At 51.3% G+C, this 17,131-nt stretch carries 17 protein-coding genes; 15 read left to right on the top strand and 2 right to left on the bottom strand.

The annotated features are described in order from the left end of the window. The first annotated feature begins 30 nt into the window (after positions 1-30). The 5 genes from WMO29_RS02975 to WMO29_RS02955 all read left to right on the top strand — a co-directional run bounded on the left by WMO29_RS02975 (position 31) and on the right by WMO29_RS02955 (position 5,626). The gene (locus tag WMO29_RS02975; RefSeq protein ID WP_349163702.1) at positions 31-579 is read left to right on the top strand and encodes an ANTAR domain-containing response regulator; all 549 of its coding nucleotides are present in this window, start codon (positions 31-33) and stop codon (positions 577-579) included. Between the two features lie 19 nt (positions 580-598). After that, positions 599-1,462 (top strand): diaminopimelate epimerase, encoded by an 864-nt coding sequence (gene dapF / locus WMO29_RS02970; RefSeq protein ID WP_349163701.1) that lies wholly within the window; start codon positions 599-601, stop codon positions 1,460-1,462. 48 nt (positions 1,463-1,510) lie between these two features. Next, positions 1,511-2,725 (top strand): LL-diaminopimelate aminotransferase, encoded by a 1,215-nt coding sequence (locus tag WMO29_RS02965; protein WP_349163700.1) that lies wholly within the window; start codon positions 1,511-1,513, stop codon positions 2,723-2,725. Positions 2,726-2,952: 227 nt separating this feature from the next. Further along, positions 2,953-4,359: an ABC transporter substrate-binding protein gene (locus WMO29_RS02960; protein WP_349163699.1), complete on the top strand. Its 1,407-nt coding sequence runs from the start codon at positions 2,953-2,955 to the stop codon at positions 4,357-4,359. A 1-nt stretch (position 4,360) separates the two neighbouring features. Further along, the gene (locus WMO29_RS02955) at positions 4,361-5,626 is read left to right on the top strand and encodes a dihydroorotase (protein WP_349163698.1); all 1,266 of its coding nucleotides are present in this window, start codon (positions 4,361-4,363) and stop codon (positions 5,624-5,626) included. A 120-nt stretch (positions 5,627-5,746) separates the two neighbouring features. On the opposite strand, the gene WMO29_RS02950 is transcribed toward WMO29_RS02955, so the two are convergent. Both WMO29_RS02950 and WMO29_RS02945 read right to left on the bottom strand, forming a co-directional pair. Continuing rightward, positions 5,747-6,151 (bottom strand): helix-turn-helix domain-containing protein, encoded by a 405-nt coding sequence (locus WMO29_RS02950; RefSeq protein ID WP_349163697.1) that lies wholly within the window; start codon positions 6,149-6,151, stop codon positions 5,747-5,749. 127 nt (positions 6,152-6,278) lie between these two features. After that, a complete protein-coding gene (locus WMO29_RS02945) occupies positions 6,279-6,728 on the bottom strand; it encodes a CYTH domain-containing protein (protein WP_349163696.1) in 450 nt (149 codons plus the stop codon). Positions 6,729-6,875: 147 nt separating this feature from the next. On the opposite strand from WMO29_RS02945, the gene WMO29_RS02940 reads away from it, so the two are divergent. The 10 genes from WMO29_RS02940 to yihA all read left to right on the top strand — a co-directional run bounded on the left by WMO29_RS02940 (position 6,876) and on the right by yihA (position 17,097). Continuing rightward, entirely contained in the window at positions 6,876-7,427 is a 552-nt protein-coding gene (locus WMO29_RS02940; RefSeq protein WP_349163695.1) for a DJ-1 family glyoxalase III, read from the top strand. 78 nt (positions 7,428-7,505) lie between these two features. Next, positions 7,506-7,721: an alpha/beta-type small acid-soluble spore protein gene (locus WMO29_RS02935; RefSeq protein ID WP_349163694.1), complete on the top strand. Its 216-nt coding sequence runs from the start codon at positions 7,506-7,508 to the stop codon at positions 7,719-7,721. 389 nt (positions 7,722-8,110) lie between these two features. After that, positions 8,111-8,779, top strand: coding sequence for a class B sortase (locus WMO29_RS02930; protein ID WP_349163693.1), 669 nt, complete (start codon positions 8,111-8,113; stop codon positions 8,777-8,779). After that, complete coding sequence (locus tag WMO29_RS02925) at positions 8,763-9,797, top strand: LCP family protein (RefSeq protein WP_349163692.1); 1,035 nt, start codon at positions 8,763-8,765, stop codon at positions 9,795-9,797. The genes WMO29_RS02930 and WMO29_RS02925 overlap by 17 nt, the downstream gene beginning before the upstream one ends. A 65-nt stretch (positions 9,798-9,862) precedes the next feature. After that, positions 9,863-10,597 (top strand): hypothetical protein, encoded by a 735-nt coding sequence (locus tag WMO29_RS02920; RefSeq protein WP_349163690.1) that lies wholly within the window; start codon positions 9,863-9,865, stop codon positions 10,595-10,597. Positions 10,598-10,854: 257 nt separating this feature from the next. Beyond that, positions 10,855-12,141 carry a trigger factor gene (tig, locus tag WMO29_RS02915; protein ID WP_349163688.1) on the top strand — a complete coding sequence of 429 codons (1,287 nt, stop codon included), beginning with the start codon at positions 10,855-10,857 and terminating at the stop codon, positions 12,139-12,141. A gap of 35 nt (positions 12,142-12,176) precedes the next feature. Next, positions 12,177-12,761 (top strand): ATP-dependent Clp endopeptidase proteolytic subunit ClpP, encoded by a 585-nt coding sequence (gene clpP / locus WMO29_RS02910; protein WP_178038877.1) that lies wholly within the window; start codon positions 12,177-12,179, stop codon positions 12,759-12,761. Between the two features lie 18 nt (positions 12,762-12,779). Continuing rightward, positions 12,780-14,051: an ATP-dependent Clp protease ATP-binding subunit ClpX gene (clpX, locus tag WMO29_RS02905; RefSeq protein WP_178038870.1), complete on the top strand. Its 1,272-nt coding sequence runs from the start codon at positions 12,780-12,782 to the stop codon at positions 14,049-14,051. 92 nt (positions 14,052-14,143) lie between these two features. Beyond that, positions 14,144-16,474 carry an endopeptidase La gene (lon, locus tag WMO29_RS02900; RefSeq protein WP_349163687.1) on the top strand — a complete coding sequence of 777 codons (2,331 nt, stop codon included), beginning with the start codon at positions 14,144-14,146 and terminating at the stop codon, positions 16,472-16,474. Beyond that, on the top strand, positions 16,471-17,097 hold the full coding sequence (gene yihA, locus WMO29_RS02895) for a ribosome biogenesis GTP-binding protein YihA/YsxC (RefSeq protein ID WP_349163686.1): 627 nt from the start codon (positions 16,471-16,473) through the stop codon (positions 17,095-17,097). The genes lon and yihA overlap by 4 nt, the downstream gene beginning before the upstream one ends. Positions 17,098-17,131: the final 34 nt, after the last annotated feature.

Genomic DNA, 17,131 nt, shown 5'->3' with positions numbered 1-17,131 from the left:
ACGTAATTCGTAATTCCGGGAGGTGTAAGTGTGACGAATGTAATTGTATTATTTCCGAAAATAGAAGATGCAAAGAACATCCGCAATCTGCTGGTTCGTCACGGATTCCGGGTTTCGGCGGTCTGCACCACAGGAGCGCAGGCTCTGGCCAGTGCCAACGGTCTTGGCGATGGGATTCTGGTCTGTGGGTACAAGTATCCGGATATGATGTACACGGAGTTGGCAGACTGCCTGCCGACCCATTTCGAAATGCTTTTGATGGCGTCCCAGAGGGTCTTGAGCGAATGTGTCGGATCTGGTATTATGTCTGTGGCGATGCCATTGAAGGTTCAGGATCTGCTGAATACGCTGGAAATGATGGCAGCGGGCGTTGAGCGTAAACGGAAGAAGCGGAAGGCCATGCCGAAGGTACGCTCTGACGAAGACCGGAAAGTACTGGACGAGGCCAAGGTCCTTCTGATGGAACGAAACGGCATGACCGAGGAGGAAGCCCACCGCTATATCCAGAAATGCAGCATGGACAGCGGAACGAACCTGGTGGAGACGGCGGAGATGGTATTAAGCATGATGAAATTCTAGGGAGGAAATAATTTTGAAAATGAAATTTACAAAGATGCATGGAATCGGCAACGACTATGTATACATGGACTGCACTAGGGAGCGCCTGGAAAATCCGGGCGAGATCGCGCGGCTGGTCAGCGACCGGCACAAGGGGATCGGGTCCGACGGCCTGATTTTGATTCAGTCTTCCGATGAAGCGGATTTTGAGATGGCCATGTACAATGCGGACGGCTCCTACGGAAAAATGTGCGGCAACGGCATCCGCTGTGTGGCGAAATATGTCTACGACAACGGTCTGACCGACAAGACCGAGATCAGTGTTATTTCCGGAGGGGCGGTGAAATATCTGAAGCTGACCGTCGAGAACGGCAAGGTAAAAAAAGTCCGTGTAAACATGGGGGAACCTATCCTGAAGCCGTCCGAGATTCCGGTGGTGGGCGAAGGGGATAAGCTGGTAGCAGCTCCCATTGTGGTGGACAATCAGGTGTATGAGATGACCTGTGTCTCCATGGGCAATCCCCATGCAGTTGTGTTTATGGACGGTGTGGATGATTTAAAGATAGAGGAAATCGGCCCGAAATTTGAGCAGCATGAGCGTTTTCCGGATCGTGTGAATACCGAATTTGTGGAACGAATGGATCGCAAAAATCTGAAAATGCGCGTCTGGGAGCGTGGATCCGGCGAAACCATGGCCTGCGGAACCGGTGCCTGCGCCACGGCGGTAGCCGCGATTCTGAACGGCTGCGCAGAGCGGGAAGTGACCGTGCATCTGTTGGGCGGCGACCTGGAAATTCAGTGGGATGAGACAGATAACTGTGTCTATATGACAGGCGCGGCGGCGACTGCATTTACCGGAGAATTTGATCCGGAGGAGCTGAGATCCAGCGTCGAGGATCGTTAGAAGTGTTAAGAAATTCAAGTGCCGGAGGCACAAAGAGGAGTGAATATTATGTATAAAGTAAATGAAAATTATCTGAAACTGCCGGGAAGCTATCTTTTTTCCACCATCGGTAAGAAAGTAGCCGCTTATTCTGCGGAGCATCCGGAGAAGACCATCATCCGTCTGGGGATCGGCGATGTGACCCAGCCTCTGGCTCCGGCCATCATTGAGGCGCTGCATAAGGCGGTGGACGAGATGGGCCACGCGGAAACCTTTCATGGCTACGCGCCGGATCTGGGCTATGAATTTCTGAGAAATGCCATTGCGAAAAATGATTATCAGGATCGAGGCGCTGATATTCAGCCGGACGAGATCTTTGTCAGCGACGGCGCAAAGTGCGATTCCGGTAATATTCAGGAGATCTTCGGCCTGGATAATAAGATTGCAGTGTGCGACCCGGTATATCCAGTGTATGTGGATACCAATGTCATGGCAGGACGTACCGGTACCTATGATCCAAAGACGGAGATGTGGAGCAATGTGATTTATATGCCCTGTACTGCGGACAATGGTTTCGCGCCGGAGCTTCCGAAGGAGACGCCGGATATCATTTATCTGTGCTTCCCGAACAATCCGACCGGTTCCACAATTACGAAGGATCAGCTGCAGGTGTGGGTAGATTATGCCAATAAGGTAGGTGCGGTCATCATCTATGACGCAGCTTACGAGGCTTATATTTCCGAGGAAAATGTGCCGCACAGCATCTATGAGTGCGAGGGCGCGAAGACCTGTGCTATTGAGCTTCACAGCTTTTCCAAGAACGCAGGCTTCACCGGTGTGCGTCTTGGTTACACGGTTATCCCGAAGGAGCTGAAATGCGGCGATGTATCCCTGCACGCACTGTGGGCGAGACGCCACGGTACCAAGTACAACGGAGCGCCGTATATCGTACAGCGGGCCGGTGAGGCGGTTTACTCTGAGGCCGGTAAGGCGCAATTGAAGGAGCAGGTGGGCTACTACATGAACAATGCGAAGACCATTCTTAAGGGCCTTCAGGATGCGGGCTACACCGTATCCGGCGGCGTAAATGCACCTTACATCTGGCTGAAGACGCCGGATAAGATGAATTCCTGGGAGTTCTTTGATTATCTGCTGGAGAACGCGGGCGTGGTTGGTACGCCGGGATCGGGATTCGGACCCAGCGGAGAGGGGTATTTCCGGCTGACGGCCTTTGGATCTTATGAAAATACCGTGAAGGCGTTGGAGAGAATCAAGGCTTTATAAGGCGGACGATAGCGACAGAAAGCCAGAAGCAAACCCACCCACCCGTCCCATGATCCCATCGTTTCCATGTCAGGGTAAAGCAAATACATCCGATATCAGAAGAGAGGGAAAAGTGGCACTTTTTCCTCTCTTCGTCCGTTTATTCAATCCACCCATTTCCACGATTTCCCCCTTGTCCCACCCCCGCATCTGTGCTATAGTAAAACAGATTAGGAGGACTTACAAACATGACGAACTGGAAAAAACTTACAGCACTCACCGCTGCCAGTCTCCTGGCCGTATCTGCCATGGGATGCCAGAGTAAAAAAGACACAGGCAGCGAAGATATAGATATCGCAGACGTAGTAGAAGACACCGCAGACACAGCCGAAGCAGAGACGCAGGCCGAAGTTGTCTCCGACCTGGAAGCCAGCATCACCTGGTGGACCTACCCCGTATTCGTACAGGACGAGGACCAGGCCGACGGCACCTACGAGCAGACACTGATCCGAAAATTCAACGAAAAATACCCGAACATAAAAGTAGAACTGAAGCTTCTGGACTATACCGATGGTCCCGGCATGATCGACGAGCAGATCAAAGCCGAAGGCGGCGAACTCCCGAACGTCCTTCTGGACGAGCCGGGCAGAATCAGCACCTACGCAAAAGCAGACATGCTCAGCGACATCAGCGACCTGTTCACCGACGAAGTCAAGAATGACATGATAAGCGAAAACCTGTTAAGCGCCTGCAAAAATGGCGACGCCTACGTTATGTACCCCTTAAGTGGATCCAACTACGTGATGGCCTTCAACCGGGAAATGCTGGAGGGCTCCGGAGCCATCGATCTGATGAACCGGGAAGGAGCCTGCACCTGGACCACCGACGCCTTCGAGCAGGTACTGGAGAAGCTAAACGCATCCGGCTTCGGATCGGGCATGCTCTACTGCTCCGGAATCGCAGGCGACTACGCGACCCGCTCCTTCATCACAAATCTGTATGACGGCAGCCTGATGAACGATGAGAAGACTGCCTATACCATGAATAGTGACGCCAATCAGAAGGCATTTACCAAGATAAAAGAGTGGGTGGACAAAGGCTGGATGCTGAACGGCGCCGATTCCACCGGCGCGGATGCGGTGGAAGAATTCGTGGCGGGCAATCAGTCCTATTGCCTGCTGTGGAGCCTGCCACAGGCTATCAACAACGCGGCGGCCCTTCAGGAAAATGGTGTGGACGTGGTTGTTATGCCATACCCGTCCGAGGACGGTAGCCCGTCTCTGGAATATATGCTGAACGGTTTCTGCGTATTCAAGACCGAGGATGAAGCCAAAGAGCAGGCTTCCCGTTATCTGATCGATTTCCTGTGCAACGATGAAGCTGTTGCGAAGGAAAACGTGGTACGCAGCGGTGCGTTCCCGGTACGCGCGTCCATGGGCGACGTGTACGACGGCAACGAGGAGGCGCAGCTTTTCGAGGCGTTGATGCCCTATAGCGGCACATACTACCAGTCTGTAAACGGCTTTGAGAAGATGCGTGTATACTGGTACCAGATGGAAAGCGAGATTCTGGACGGACAGTACAGTGTAAAAGAAGCCGCCAACAGCTTTAATGAGTATGCGACCAAAACGCTGACAGAGAAAGAGGAAGATTAACATGACAGGAATTCGCGGAGGCAGAATCATCGATCCGGTAAGCGGCAAAGATTTTATCGGAGATCTGATTCTGGAAAATGGGACAATCAAAGCTGTAGGAGAGCAGCTGAACCTGGACGGCTGCGAAGATATCATAGAAGCGGCAGGCATGGCGGTTGCGCCGGGCTTGGTGGATGTGCATGTGCATTTCCGCGATCCGGGACTTACGTATAAAGAGGATATCCTGACCGGTGCGCATGCGGCGGCAGCAGGCGGTTTTACCACCGTCGTCTGCATGGCCAATACGAAGCCGGTAATTGATAACGCCGAGACCCTTCAATATGTATTGAATAAGGGAAAAGAAACCGGCATCCACGTACTTTCCTGTGCCTGTGTCACCAAAGGCATGCAGGGAAAAGAACTGGTAGATATGGATGCTTTACGTGCGGCGGGAGCAGCAGGCTTTACCGATGACGGCATCTCAATTCTGGACGAAGAGGTTCTGAAGGCAGCACTCATCAAAGCAGAAGAACTGCAGGTGCCTGTCAGCCTTCATGAAGAAGATCCGAAGCTTATTACCAACAACGGTATAAACCGAGGCCCGGTATCAGAGAAGCTCGGTATCGGCGGTTCCCCGGCGGAGGCCGAGATCACCATGGTAGAGCGGGACTGCCGTCTGGCCGAGGAGACCGGCTCATACGTAAACATCCAGCACATCAGTACGGCAGGAGCCGTAGAAGCAGTGCGCGCCTCTAAGAGACGGGGCTCCCATGTGACCGCCGAGGCGGCGCCCCATCATTTTACCCTGACGGATGAAGCTGTCCTGACCTATGGCACCCTGGCGAAAATGAATCCGCCCCTTCGGACGGAAGCAGACCGGCAGGCTGTTATCGAGGGCCTGAAGGACGGAACCATCGACATGATTGCCACCGACCACGCGCCCCACAGCATCGACGAAAAGGGAAAGCCCCTGACCGAAGCCCCCAGCGGCATCGTCGGCCTGGAGACCTCTCTGGCCCTTGGCATCACAGAACTGGTCAAACCGGGCTGCCTGACCCTTATGGAACTGATGCGCAAAATGAGCCAGAACCCCGCCGCCCTCTACCACCTGCCCTATCAGGGCATCGCCGAAGGCGCCCCCGCAGACCTGGTCATCTTCGCTGCAGACGAAGAATGGAAGCCCGAAAGCTTCTGCTCCAAAGCAGTCAACACCCCCTTCAAGGGCTGGAATCTGACCGGCCGGGTGCATTACACCATCTGCGATGGAAAGATAGTATACAGTCTATAAGAATAACTATATGCGAAAAGAAAAACGCTGCCTGTGCAGATGAACTTCATCATCCACACAAGCAGCGTTTTTTGGTAACAGAAAGCAGAGTTTATGAAGCCGCAAAATGCGGCTTCAAGCTCATTTCTGCTCCTTCGCCAACAAATACTTCTTAAACCGGATATACTCCCGTATCTCCAACTGCGTCTCCTCCGGAAAGCTTAAGAAATCCATGATGGACTTGGCGTTGGCGCCGCTTAAGGGAATCAGACTCTTGTTGGGGACGGCCGCGTAGTGGCGGGGCTCGGTTCCGTCGGCGATAATATCCGAGTGGGCCGACAGATCCGTCAGTACCAGTTGATCCAGAGAAACGTCGTAAATATTGGCCAGCTTACAGATAAGGCTGATATCCGGGACACGGTTGCCGCTTTCATAAACAGTGTAGGTCTGCCGTGCAATATGAAGCTGTTCACTGATATATTTCTGGGAATACTTTTTAGCTTCGCGCAGGCTGCGAAGATTATCAGCCAGATAAGATTCCGACATTGCGTTTCTCCTTGTGTTCCGAAAAGATGGCATTATTATACCAGTTTGCGGATTCATATATGCGCAATGTCACAAAACGCAGCGCAAGCCAAAACAATTTGTCATCAAACAATGACAATACAGGATATCAGAACTTTTTCTGACTGAGCGTACTGTTATGGTATTCGGAAGACCAGGTAACCTCTTCTCCGAACCACTCCGGCGGTGTAAATGTATTGGCCTGCTCTTCGGATTCAAATTCCACCTCTGCCAGCCACAGTCCGTCAAAAGGCGTCGCGAAGACATCCAGCTCAATGGTAAGTCCGTCGGACAGCGGAATCAGATAACGTCTTTTGGAAATAATATTTCCATCGGCCTTGGCCTTCAGGTGAGCGTAGCTTTCCGCAGTCAGCGGCAGATTGTATTCCTCGCGGCTCATAAGTCCTTTGGATTTGTAAGTGAGAATATAAGAATCGTCGCTGCGCCGTACCCGAACCACAGGATCCGTACACAGATAGGCCTGCTCCAGCAATCTGCTTGGATAGGAAGCCAGGTTTTCCGGCAGCCTGGGAATTAAAAATTTACGTTCAATTTCCATGCATAAACCTCCGTAAACAATTGATAAAAGGACAGTAGCACATAGGTATAGAAAATTCAATGAAAATTTGATATAATAACCAAAGAAAATAACTTGATTCAGGAACTGAAACTGAGAAATGACAGAAAACGGAAGGAGTCGGAAAAAATGAAAAAAGTAAGTATATTTTTGGCAGATGGATTTGAGGAAGTGGAGGCGCTGACACCGACAGATCTGCTGCGCAGAGCAGGAGCGGAGGTTACCCTGGTGTCCACCGGAGATAAAAAGGAAGTAGCCGGAAGCAATGGCATTGTCATCACCGCAGATCATCTCTTTGCGGAAATGGATTTTACAGAGATGGATCTTCTGGTGCTGCCCGGTGGAATGCCCGGTACTCTGAATCTGAAAGCCTGCGAACCGCTGCTGGGGCTTCTGAAGGAGCATCATGCCAAGGACAGAAGACTGGCAGCTATCTGCGCTGCGCCCACAGTCCTGGGCCACGCAGGACTGCTGAATGGCAAGAAGGCCACCTGCTATCCCGGCTGTGAGGACGGACTCATCGGAGCCATCTGCGAGACCGCCCCGGTCGTTACCGACGGCGTCATCACCACCAGCCGCGGCGTCGGCACCGCTATCCCCTTCGCCCTGAGTCTGATTGCCCAGCTCTACGGACAGGAGAAGGCGGACGAGATCGCGAAGAGTATCGTGTACGAAGTGTAAGACGAAGAACAGGTTTCAAAAAACTTCCAGCATATCCGCCGTCCCGCCATGCCACACTACCATCATGGAGGTGATAACATGACACAGCAGAACAGCGGAAGCCAGAATCAGATGGCAGTCCCCGAAGCCAAAGCAGCCATGAGCCGCTTCAAGGAAGAAGTAGCCAGCGAGCTGGGCGTCCCCTTAAAGGAGGGCTATAACGGCGACCTGACAAGCGCCCAGGCCGGTTCCATCGGCGGCGAAATGGTCAGAAAAATGATCAAGAAGCAGGAAGAGCAGATGAGCGGCAGATAAACAAAACTATAAGTAGTGAGAGAAAACTCCGACATGCAGGTAGAATGGCATGTCGGAGTTTTTAGTACAATGAAAAAATGCACAGAATTTAATGGAAAAATGTCCAAAATTATACAATTTGTGAATTGACAAAAATATTCGGGGGGGGGGTAAAATATTTCTAGTAAAAAATTAGTAAAATTGAGAACTTCAGGATATCGAACATGAAGGAAATAAAAACAAAAAAGGGCAGACACAGAAGAAAGAAAAAGAATAGACAGAGATACCGGATAGGCAGTATAGCATTTGGAATTCTTTTTTTGAGCTGTGCGCTCTTTCTTATTATTTCTTATGGAAAACAGAAGCAGGCAGAAAGGGAATATACATCCCTGCGGTCAGAAGAACCGTGTGTGACAGTGGGCCAGATTGCGATGCGGACAGGAATTGCGGCAGTATCGGCGGCGGAGAAAGAAGAAATTCCGCATTCCGATGCGCCGCATCTGGAAAATACAATAGATTTTAGCGCACTGCAGGAAAAAAACGCAGACATTTACGCATGGATTCAGATTCCGGGAACCCTGGTGGATTACCCGGTTCTGCAGCATTCCACGGACCGGCTGTATTATCTGAACCATACCATAGACGGTACAGCGGGACTTCCGGGCAGCATTTATTCGGAGGCTATTCATCCAAAAGATTTTTCCGCTCCTATGACCGTGCTCTACGGCCATAATATGCGGAATGACACCATGTTTGGAAGCCTTCATGATTATGAGGATCCGGACAAGCTTACGGATGCTCCATACGTATATATTTATTTGCCGGATAAAACCCTGATATACCAGATTTTTGCTGCGGTGCGCTTCTCAGACACATATCTGCCGGACTATTGTGATTATGAAAAAGAGTCAGATTTTATGACCTTTGTAAAGGTACTCTGTTCTTCACCCGGGAATATAAATGAAACGGTTGAGGTGCCCTATGGCAGCAGACTTCTGATGATGTCCACCTGTATCGGCAATGCGCCCAATAACCGGTTTCTTGTGGGGGCGGTACTGATCGATGAGTACGAAAAATAAGAAGCAAAAAAAGATAATGATTCTGGCTGTGGTTGGAATCCTGGCAGGCATCTGTGCGGCAGGCGCTGTTGCCCTGGCTGTTTTTCTCCATCGGGGAAGAAACAAACTGGAAAAAACAGGAAAATATACGGAGCAGGTCGTGAAACCGCTTCCGGATTATCGATGTCTGACGGTTGGCGGTCAGATGTACAGCTATCGGGACGGTCTTATCAATATTCTCTGTCTCGGCGTGGACGGCCGGGGAAAGGCAGAGGCAGATGATACCTATGGTTTTGGCCCGAAAGCGGATTGCATCTATCTGGCTGTTCTGGACATGGAAAATCGGACGGCAAAGTTAATCAATATATCCCGTGACAGTAAGGTTCCCATCCGCTGGTTCGACAGTACGGGAAAAGAGATTGGGCTTTATGACTGGCAGCTGGGGCTTCAGTATACTATGGGAAATGGCCTGGAGGAAAGCTGTGAGCTGATGGAGGAAGCAGTTTCCCGGATGCTGGGAGGGATTCCGATTCATGGTTACTGCGCGCTGTATTGGAACGGCGTGTCGGCTCTGCAGGAAGAGCTGGGGAACATTACCCTGGATGTGACGGAGGAATTAAGCCGTCTGGATTCGTCGCATTTTCCGGAAAGCGGGGAGCAGGAGCTTACGCCGGAGCAGATACAGATCTTTGTGCAGGGCCGGGACATCAAAGTGACCGGCAGCAATGAAATCCGCCGGGAGCGTCAGCAGCAGTATCTGAGAGCCCTGTATCGGGAGGTACAGAAAAGAGTCCGCAGAAACCCATGTTCTATTTGGAAAATGAAGTCTGCGGTGGAGGATTATCTGGTGACCGATCTGGACACCGATGAGATAGCAGCTCTGTCTTGGCAGTTGGGCGCGCGGAATTGGGAGTTCCCGGAGATTGTCAATGTACCGGGCACATCTGTAGCCACAGAGTTTCAGGATGAATATCAGATCGACGAGGCAGGCCTTACGGATCTGGTGATAGATACATTTTATCGAAAGACGGGCCAATGAGGGAGGTATTAAGGCAGAAGCCTTGATATAAAACAAAAGAATTCCGACAGAGGAGGAAAAGCAAAATGAAGAAGATGAAACTTGTTGCACTGTCTGCAGTACTTTGTCTTGTACTGGGCATGACGGTCAACGCGGAGGGAAGCAGCGCAGGTGGCGTACAGGTTTCCCAGGAAACAAAGACAGCTACGGTTACAAAGGCAGACGGAACAAAGGTAGAAAATGCAGCGGTTGTTCCGGTTGTAAAGGAAAGTTCCAAGGCTGTAGTAAAGGAAGAAGCGAAAAAGGCGCTGAAAATCGACAGTGATAACTTTACTTCTTACACCATGGATGTATCTCTGGCTATGGCAGATGATACTACTTCTGCGGTAACTCTAGCAGATGGAAGCGCTGCCATTGAAGTTGCGTTTAAAGTCCCGGAAGTAAAGGCTTCTTCCAAGGTAGTTGTACTGCACTGGAAGGGAGGAGCCACAGAACCGGAACAGCTTCCGGTAACAGTCGGGGACGGCGTGGTAAAGGCTGTGTTTACTTCTTTTTCACCGGTAGAGATTCTGGTTTATAATGGCAGTGAAAACACTCCGGACAATGAAAACACACCAAAGCCTTCCGACCCCAATAAGCCCGGCCCATCCAATGGCTCCGGTTCATCCAACAGTTCAGGCTCTGGCAGCACAACTACAACCGCCAGCACAGGTACTTCCCCGAAGACAGCAGATTCTTCCGCAGTTATCTACGTGGCTGAGGCACTGGCAGTTCTGTCACTGGCAGGTGCTGTAATCTGCAGAAAGAAATCCCGTGCGTAAGTGTAGGACATCTCTGAAAAAGTAAAACAGGAACCCCGATTCACAAAGCTCTTCCCAGAGGAGCAGAAAGAATCGGGGTTTTTCTGCGCTATATGAGAAAAAATCTGCGCGTCCATACCATATATTTTGGGGTAAAATACTTGATTTTTCGGGGAAACCCATGCTATACTACTAAAATGACTGTAAGTATGTAAAAATATACACAGAGAATTCGTGGAAGGCACAAAGCGCCCCACATTTAAGGAGGAAAATAGAACATGAGTTTACAGGTTGAAAAATTAGAGAAGAACATGGCGAAGCTGACCGTTGAAGTTCCCGCAGAGGAAGTAGAGGCAGCGCTTCAGAACGCTTATCTGAAGAATAGAAAGCAGATTTCCGTTCCGGGCTTCCGTAAGGGCAAGGTTCCGCGTCAGATGATCGAGAAGATGTACGGACCGGAAGTATTCTATGATGACGCGGCAAACGCGCTGATTCAGAAGGCATATCCGCAGGCGGCAGACGAGTGCGAGCTTGAGATCGTATCCCGCCCGACCGTAGACATCGTACAGCTGGAGAAGGGCAAGCCCTTCATTTTCACCGCAGAAGTAGCAGTAAAGCCGGAAGTAACCCTGGGCCAGTACAAGGGCATCGAGGTAGAGAAGGCTGACACCACAGCGACTGATGAGGAAGTAGCAGCAGAGCTCGACAAGGAGCGCGAGGCGAACTCCAGAACCATCACCGTAGAGGACAGAGCAGTTCAGGACGGCGATATGACCGTCATCGACTTCGAGGGCTTTGTTGACGGAGAGGCATTCGAGGGCGGCAAGGGAACCGATTACCCGCTGACCATCGGTTCCGGCGCATTTATCCCTGGCTTTGAGGAGAAGCTGGTAGGCGCTGAGATCGGCAAGGAAGTAGAAGTAGACGTGACCTTCCCGGAGGAGTATCACGCAAAAGAGCTGGCAGGAAAACCGGCAGTCTTCAAGTGTACGGTTAAGGAGATTAAGGTAAAAGAGCTTCCGGAGCTGGATGACGATTTCGCTCAGGACGTATCTGATTTCGATACTCTGGAGGAGTACAAGGCAGACGTCCGCAAGAAGGTAGAGGAGAAGAAGGCAGCAGACGCTAAGGCAAAGAAGGAAGATGCTGTCATTGAGAAGATCATTGAGGGCGCTGCCATGGAGATTCCGGACGCTATGGTTGAGACTCAGGCAGAGCGTATGGTAGACGAGTTCGCACAGAGACTGCAGATGCAGGGTCTGACCATGGAGCAGTACCTGCAGTTCACAGGCGGTAATGTACAGGCACTGGTTGAGCAGTCCAAGCCGCAGGCGCTGAAGCGTATCCAGAGCCGTCTGGTACTTGAGGCAGTTGCAGCAGCAGAGAACCTGACTGCATCCGATGAGGAGCTGGACGCAGAGCTTGGAAGAATGGCTGAGCAGTACAAGATGGAAGTTGAGAAGCTGAAGGAGATGTTCGCCGAGGAGGATCTGAAGTCTGTCCGTGAGGATCTGGCTATTCAGAAAGCCGTAGAACTGGTAACTGATGCAGCAGTAGAGAAATAAGCAAGATAATAAAGGATTGATTGAATATGGCAAATATGAGTTTGGTACCTTATGTCATTGAGCAGACCAGCAGGGGAGAGCGATCTTACGACATCTATTCCCGTCTGCTGAAAGACAGAATTATCTTTCTGGGGGAGGAAGTTACAGACGTATCCGCAAGCCTGATCGTATCCCAGCTCCTGTTTCTGGAGTCTGAGGATCCGGGTAAGGACATCAGCCTGTATATCAACAGCCCGGGTGGTTCCGTAACCGCAGGTATGGCTATCTACGATACCATGCAGTATATCAAGTGCGACGTTTCCACCATCTGTATGGGCATGGCAGCCAGCATGGGAGCATTCCTTCTGGCAGGCGGCGCCAAGGGCAAGCGTATGGCGCTTCCTAACGCTGAGATTATGATTCACCAGCCCTCAGGCGGAGCACAGGGCCAGGCTACAGACATCAAGATTGTAGCGGATCATATTCTGAAGACAAAGAAGAAGCTGAACGAGATTCTGGCGGCCAACACAGGACAGCCGCTGGAGGTTATCGCCGCGGACACCGAGCGCGACAACTATATGAGCGCCGAGGAAGCAGTTGCGTACGGCCTGATCGACAGCATTGTAACAAAAAGACAGTAATATAGAGGAAATTGTTGAATGGCTAGAATTAGTGATGATAAGGTAAGATGTTCTTTCTGCGGAAAGACGGGCGACCAGGTACGAAAGATGATATCCGGCCCCAGCGGAACCTATATCTGCGACGAGTGTGTGGAACTCTGCGCCGAACTGATTGAAGAAGAATTCGAGCACGATGAAGCACAGGAGGAAGAAGTACGGGAGCAGATCAATCTGCTGAAGCCCAAGGAGATCAAAGCAGTCCTTGATGATTATGTCATCGGCCAGGAAGAAGCCAAGAAAGTACTTTCCGTGGCAGTCTACAATCATTACAAGCGAATTCTGGCGATGGAAGATAAGAAGGATACTTCGGACGTGGAGCTGCAGAAGAGTAACGTTCTGCTGCTGGGACCCACCGGTTCCGGTAAGACGCTGCTGGCTCAGACCATGGCCCGCCTTCTGAATGTTCCGTTTGCCATTGCGGATGCCACATCTCTGACAGAGGCTGGCTATGTAGGCGAGGATGTAGAGAACATTCTGCTGAAAATCATTCAGGCAGCGGATTACGATATTGAGCGTGCGGAGCACGGCATTATCTATATCGACGAGATCGACAAGATAACCAGAAAATCTGAGAATCCGTCCATTACCCGCGATGTATCCGGTGAGGGCGTGCAGCAGGCGCTGCTGAAAATTCTGGAGGGAACCATTGCTTCCGTTCCGCCTCAGGGCGGAAGAAAGCATCCCCATCAGGAACTGATACAGATAGATACGACCAATATTCTGTTCATCTGCGGCGGAGCCTTCGAGGGGCTGGAGAAAATCATTGAGCACCGTATGGATCGCAGAAGCATGGGCTTCGGCGCATACCTTGGTCGGCCGGGTGAGAACGAGGAGATCGGACATCTGCTTCATGAGATGCTTCCGGAGGATCTGGTAAAATTCGGTATGATTCCGGAGTTTGTGGGACGTCTGCCGGTGACAGTAGCGTTGGACGCTCTGACCAAGGATGACATGGTCCGGATTCTGGTGGAACCGAAGAATTCTATCGTAAAGCAGTATAAGAAGCTGTTTGAACTGGACGGCGTGAAGCTGTCCTTTGAGCGTGAGGCCATTGAGGCCATCGCGGAGCAGACGGTGAAACGGAAGACAGGAGCCCGGGGCTTACGTTCCATCATGGAAGGCATTATGATGGACACCATGTACGAGATTCCGTCCGATGACAGTATCACCAACTGTATGATTACAAAAGAAGTTGTAGAGGGAACAGGTACGCCTGTGACCGCCAGCAACGAGATAAAAGCGCGGGCGTAAGTCCGGAGTCAGAAAGAGTTCCGTTTGCGGGACTCTTTCGTGCATAAGATAAGAAGAAACGAAATACAAATGAGAAGGAGTGAAAAGGATTTATGTCAGAATTAACCGAAACCCTACCCGTGGTAGCATTACGCGGAATGACCATCCTTCCCGACATGGTAATACATTTTGACGTGAGCAGGGAGCGCTCGGTGAAAGCCATCGAAGAAGCCATGCTGCGTGATCAGAGAGTCTTTCTGGTAACCCAGAAGGACGTACAGGTGGAAAATCCGGGACCGGATGATCTCTACCGTATCGGAACCATCGCATCGGTAAAACAGGTCATCAAGATGCCCCAGAAAATTATCCGTGTGCTGGCCGAGGGCCTGGAACGCGGGGAACTGTCCCATTTTTCGGAAGAAGGGGACTATCTGGAGGCGGAAATTATCCGGTTTGAGAAGGACAGAGAGCTGGAGGCGCTGCCGGAAAGCGCCAGGGAAGCCATGGTTCGGAATCTGGCGGAAATCTTCAGCTTTTACTGCCAGGAAAATGGCAAGATGAACAAGGATATGGAACGTCAGATTCTGGAGGAGACCGATTTGGAGAAGCTGATGAGCCAGGTGCTGATCAACCTGCCGTTGTTCTATGACGATAAGCAGAGACTCCTGGAGGCTGTGAATCTGTCGGAACGTTATGAACAGCTTTGCCTTTTGATGAATAAAGAGATTGAAATTATGCGTTTCAAGAAAGAACTGCAGCAGAAGGTAAAGGCCCATGTGGATAAAGGTCAACGGGAATATCTGCTTCGGGAAGAAATGAAGGTCATCCGGGAGGAGTTAGGAGAGGATAACACCTTTTCCGACGCGGATCATTTCACAGAAGAAGTGCAGAAACTGAAGGCCTCCAAGGAAGTGAAGGAAAAGCTGAATAAGGAGATCTCCAGATTTCGCAATATGGGAATGAATTCTTCTGAAAGCGCAGTCCTTCGTGGTTATATTGAGACTATGCTGGAGCTTCCCTGGGACAAGGCATCCCGGGACAGCAGTGATCTGAAACGTGCTGAAGCAATTCTGAACGAGGATCACTATGGCATGGAGAAGGTCAAGGAGCGTGTGCTGGAGTATCTGGCCGTGCGGATCCTGACGAAGAAGGGAAGCAGTCCGATTCTCTGTCTGGTGGGCCCGCCTGGAACCGGTAAGACCTCTATAGCCCGTTCCATTGCGCGGGCATTGAATAAGAAATATGTCCGCATTTCCCTGGGCGGCGTCCGGGATGAGGCAGAGATACGCGGTCATCGGAGAACCTATGTGGGCGCCATGCCGGGCCGCATCGCCACGGGCATGAAGCAGGCGGGCGTGAAAAACCCATTGATGCTGCTGGATGAGATTGACAAGGTCAGCAGTGATTACAAGGGAGATACCTCATCGGCTCTTTTGGAGGTGCTGGATTCTGAGCAGAACAACCGGTTCCAGGATCATTATGTGGAGATTCCCATGGATCTGTCGGAGGTGCTCTTTATCGCCACCGCCAACGACGTACAGACCATTCCAAGACCTCTGCTTGACCGTATGGAGCTTATTGAGGTCAGCAGTTATACGGAAAATGAAAAGGTACATATTGCCCGCGAGCATTTGATCAGCAAGCAGATGGAGAAGAACGGACTGAAGGAAGGACAGCTTACTATCAGTCCGAAGGCGTTGGAGGATCTGATTCACAGCTATACCCGGGAGGCCGGCGTGCGCCAGCTGGAGCGTAAAATCGGCGAGGTTTGCCGCAAAGCGGCCCGGGAGATTCTGGAGAAGAAGAAAAAGAGTGTAAAGCTCACTGAAAATAATCTGGAGAAATATCTGGGCAAGGCCCGTTATCATTATGATATGGCCAATGAAACCGATGAGATCGGCATCGTCCGTGGTCTGGCCTGGACCAGTGTGGGCGGCGATACCCTGCAGATCGAAGTCAACATCATGCCCGGAAAGGGTGAAATCTCCCTGACCGGCCAGCTGGGCGACGTGATGAAGGAGTCCGCGCGGACGGGCTTAAGCTACATCCGTTCCGTCAGCGACCGCTACGGGATTGACAAAGCTTTCTTTGGAGAGCATGATATACATATCCATATTCCGGAGGGAGCAGTGCCGAAGGACGGTCCGTCCGCCGGTATCACCATGGCGACGGCTATGCTGTCGGCGATGACAGGCATCCCGGTGTATGCCCATGTGGCCATGACCGGCGAAATCACCCTGCGGGGCCGGGTGCTTCCCATCGGCGGTTTAAAAGAAAAGCTTCTGGCAGCGAAAAACGCGGGAATCAGGACGGTCATCGTGCCGGAGAAGAACCGCCGGGATGTGGAGGAGATTTCCGCGGAAATCAAGAAGGGACTGGAGCTTGTCTACGCGGAGCAGATGGAAGATGTGCTGAAAATAGCCTTTCATGGAGAGACGAAATGATTATTAAAAATGTAAATCTGGAGACGGTCTGCGGTATTACCAGCCGTCTCCCGGAAAATGAACTGCCGGAGATCGCCTTCGCAGGCAAGTCCAATGTGGGAAAATCTTCCCTGATCAACGGACTTTTGAATCGGAAGTCTCTGGCCAGGACCTCGGCCCAGCCGGGGAAGACCCAGACTATCAACTTTTATAACGTGAATCAGGCCATGTACCTGGTGGATTTGCCGGGCTACGGCTATGCTAAGGTGACCCAGGAAATCCGGGAAAAATGGGGAAAGCTCATTGAGCGCTACCTGCATGGTTCGAAGCAGCTGAAGGCGGTATTTCTGCTGATTGATATCCGTCATGAGCCGTCGGAAAATGATAAGCGCATGTATGAGTGGATTGTCTGGAACGGTTATGATCCGATTATCATTGCCACCAAGCTGGATAAGATTAAGCGCAGCCAGATTCAGAAGCAGTTAAAGCTGATTCGTACCGGGCTGAACGTGAAGCCCGGTACCCAGATTCTTCCATTTTCTGCGGAAACCAAGCAGGGGCGGGATGAGATCTGGGCGCTGATTGATACGTTGATTGCGCCGGAGACAGAGCTTGAAGAAGCTCCGGAACAACCGGAAGCATAATAAGGAAAGAATCCGGCGGTTTTTCCGGATTCCC

Origin of the sequence: Laedolimicola intestinihominis (assembly GCF_040096155.1) — a bacterium.
Lineage (GTDB): Bacteria > Bacillota > Clostridia > Lachnospirales > Lachnospiraceae > Laedolimicola > Laedolimicola intestinihominis.
Note: the sequence above shows the minus strand (reverse complement) of the source record. Positions and strands in the feature narration are given on the sequence as shown.

Excerpts from the sequence above, each read along its gene's own strand:
- dapF (WP_349163701.1), top strand. The coding sequence starts at position 599 with ATGAAATTTACAAAGATGCATGGAATCGGCAACGACTATGTATACATG.
- WMO29_RS02965 (WP_349163700.1), top strand. The coding sequence starts at position 1,511 with ATGTATAAAGTAAATGAAAATTATCTGAAACTGCCGGGAAGCTATCTT.
- WMO29_RS02960 (WP_349163699.1), top strand. The coding sequence starts at position 2,953 with ATGACGAACTGGAAAAAACTTACAGCACTCACCGCTGCCAGTCTCCTG.
- WMO29_RS02955 (WP_349163698.1), top strand. The coding sequence starts at position 4,361 with ATGACAGGAATTCGCGGAGGCAGAATCATCGATCCGGTAAGCGGCAAA.
- WMO29_RS02950 (WP_349163697.1), bottom strand. The coding sequence starts at position 6,151 with ATGTCGGAATCTTATCTGGCTGATAATCTTCGCAGCCTGCGCGAAGCT.
- WMO29_RS02945 (WP_349163696.1), bottom strand. The coding sequence starts at position 6,728 with ATGGAAATTGAACGTAAATTTTTAATTCCCAGGCTGCCGGAAAACCTG.
- WMO29_RS02940 (WP_349163695.1), top strand. The coding sequence starts at position 6,876 with ATGAAAAAAGTAAGTATATTTTTGGCAGATGGATTTGAGGAAGTGGAG.
- WMO29_RS02935 (WP_349163694.1), top strand. The coding sequence starts at position 7,506 with ATGACACAGCAGAACAGCGGAAGCCAGAATCAGATGGCAGTCCCCGAA.
- WMO29_RS02925 (WP_349163692.1), top strand. The coding sequence starts at position 8,763 with ATGAGTACGAAAAATAAGAAGCAAAAAAAGATAATGATTCTGGCTGTG.
- WMO29_RS02920 (WP_349163690.1), top strand. The coding sequence starts at position 9,863 with ATGAAGAAGATGAAACTTGTTGCACTGTCTGCAGTACTTTGTCTTGTA.
- tig (WP_349163688.1), top strand. The coding sequence starts at position 10,855 with ATGAGTTTACAGGTTGAAAAATTAGAGAAGAACATGGCGAAGCTGACC.
- clpP (WP_178038877.1), top strand. The coding sequence starts at position 12,177 with ATGAGTTTGGTACCTTATGTCATTGAGCAGACCAGCAGGGGAGAGCGA.
- clpX (WP_178038870.1), top strand. The coding sequence starts at position 12,780 with ATGGCTAGAATTAGTGATGATAAGGTAAGATGTTCTTTCTGCGGAAAG.
- lon (WP_349163687.1), top strand. The coding sequence starts at position 14,144 with ATGTCAGAATTAACCGAAACCCTACCCGTGGTAGCATTACGCGGAATG.
- yihA (WP_349163686.1), top strand. The coding sequence starts at position 16,471 with ATGATTATTAAAAATGTAAATCTGGAGACGGTCTGCGGTATTACCAGC.